Consider the following 2,412-nt stretch of genomic DNA (forward strand, 5'->3'; position numbering starts at 1 on the left):
CTTCCTGGGCCTTCGGCGACAGCCGACGCGCGTCCCCAACCAGATCCGTCACGCCCGGATCAACGAGCGCGGAACCTTACCGTTTCGGGTCAATAAATCCCCGACGCGTCCCCAGGGGCCCAAGTCGGAACCCTCCAAGCAGCTCTGGGACCCGCGCAATACCGAAATCCAGCGTCCCACCCCCAAGCCCGACTGGGAGCCGCCGAAGCCTGGCGACATCTTCAAGGTCATCGCAGCGATCTATAACGTCGCAGACCTGCTGAATCAGCTGACAACCCAGCCCAACGCCACTCCCGACCAGGACACCTCCACTCACCCTGCTCCGGGTGCAGCTCCGGGGAACGGGAACGGCACAGCGACTAACAACGAAGAGGAGGACTGCACGAAGCATCTGAACAAGACGAAGCAGCAGCGGGGGACGTCCGGGATCGTCTGTCTCCGCGCGCCCGGAGGTGCGACCCAGGATCAGATCGATGAACTGAAGGACCATATCGCCGCGCTGAACGCCGTATCGAGCTACTGGTCGGCCAAGGGACGGGTCTCTCCCAGTAAGGAGGTCATGGACTTCACCCGTTCGGGAAAGCCGCTCACGCTGGCCGACCTTGCGGAGAAGTACAAGGACCTTCACATAAAGGACGTGAAGGGGACTCCGTACGAGTACAACGGCAAGGTCGCCGGTCATCTTCCCGACACCACTTGGTCCGGAAAGTTCTCCCCCTACTGTTGGCATCAGCAGGACAACGACGTTAACTCCCTGGTCGGCGCCTACGCCAACAAGTACCTCGAGGGCTATCGGCCGACCGAGTTCCTATATGCCGGAGTCAACAAGGAGCCCAACACCTATACAACCGAACATGTACGTGGGTCCGTCTCGGTGGGCGAGTATGGTATCTGTAACATCACTCGATAGTGAGTCGTTGATAGCGATGGGGTTGGTACGATTTGGCTGAGTGGATCGAAAGGCTCGTGGTCGCCAGGGTCGATGATCATCGGTCGGACCCGGAGTCGCTCCTTGCGGCGGCTCCAGGGTTGCGGCCGCCGGCCAGTGCGAGCCAGATCTTGGAGCTCGAAAGGTGGATTGGGCAGCCGATCGAGCCGGGTTATCGCGAGTTCCTGGAATTTTCCGACGGAATGGATAACTTTTACGCGGGAATGCCCATTTTGGGATGGCGGGACTGGCCGTCCGGAGACCGTCTATCGCGGGCGCTTCGATTTCTTGATGTTGTCACCAGTATCGACGTCCATGTGGACGAGGGCCTCGCAGAAGACGCTGCGCTTGCGCCGATCTCGGTGAACCGTGACGGTTCGGTGGGGATCTTCATGGTATGGGACGTCGAATCACCTGAGAAGCGGTACTTCTGGGTCGGAAATGGTGATTCCGCTTTCTTCTCGACGATGTCCGAGATCTTCGACTTCGCTTCAGGTGTCCGGTTGTGGAGCGAGTTCTCGGCCGAATGATGTGAGTTCTTGTGCCATGGATCGGACGGGTGGCCCTGTCAAAGAGGGCTATTGAGGTGAAATATCCAGTTTCCTACATAGCCGTGTAGCGAACGTGGCGGGCGTGAGGTCAAGGTCGTTTCAAGTCCCGGTGACGTGGGTCCGCAGGCAAGGCTGATTCATAGTCCGACCCTGAGACGATGGTGCAGGTCACGGAAGGATGATAGGCATCGCGAAGGCCGCCACGTACGCAACGAGGCTCCGGTTGACGGGGTGACCGACCAAAGTCGCCCAGTGTCACCGGAGCCTCGATGTGCCGCCAGTCTGCCACCGTCCGCCTGATCAAGTCGCCCAGTCCCGCTGCACGTGAACTGCCGGGGTTGACGGATCGATTGACAGCCCTGCCCGACCCGTGCGACCGCCGCGGGCGCCGGTGGGCAGAGCGAAGCCGAGGTCGGCGACGTAGCACTGGACGGCACGCCCGGGGCGCTGGATCTGTTGCTGGTCGGCGCCCGCCCGGCGGTACGGGCCTGCCCGGCCGGCCCGGGCAAGGGCGCCGAGCAGGCCGAGTTCCTGCTCGCTGCCGACCGTCAGACCTTCGCCGAGATCCGCTTCCTCGCCGAGAGCGTCCTGCGTACCCACCTGGCGGCCCCGTCCCACACGGTGCCGACCGTCCGGTCCGCCCTCACCAGGGCGCTGCGCGCCCAGCAGCTGGAGGACATCGGCGCGGCGCTGGGCATGGGCCCGGAGGACTGAGCCGGTGGCACCCGATGAGATCCTGCGCGGCCGCGCTGGCGAACAGCCGCTGACCGGCCGGGAGCCTCACCTTGATGGCCGGCCCCGCTGGGTACGGCCATGGGCTGATCGTGGCCTTGGAGGGGGCGGCTGCGGTCGCCCGGGAAGGCAGAACAGCGATGGAAGGGGGGGGCCGTTAGGGGCCCCCCCTTGATTTTTTTCCCTCCGCCACAGGTGAGG

At 63.4% G+C, this 2,412-nt stretch carries 3 protein-coding genes; all 3 read left to right on the forward strand.

Going from position 1 to position 2,412, the window contains the following annotated elements:
* On the forward strand, positions 1-910 hold a 910-nt coding region (locus ACZ6NC_RS40025; protein WP_465738818.1), incomplete at its 5' end, for a hypothetical protein.
* A 32-nt stretch (positions 911-942) separates the two neighbouring features.
* A complete protein-coding gene (locus ACZ6NC_RS40030; RefSeq protein WP_465738819.1) occupies positions 943-1,458 on the forward strand; it encodes an SMI1/KNR4 family protein in 516 nt (171 codons plus the stop codon).
* Between the two features lie 477 nt (positions 1,459-1,935).
* Entirely contained in the window at positions 1,936-2,193 is a 258-nt protein-coding gene (locus ACZ6NC_RS40035; RefSeq protein WP_465738820.1) for a hypothetical protein, read from the forward strand.
* The last annotated feature ends 219 nt before the right edge of the window (positions 2,194-2,412 follow it).

It is taken from the genome of Kitasatospora sp. NPDC041988, from assembly GCF_055588525.1.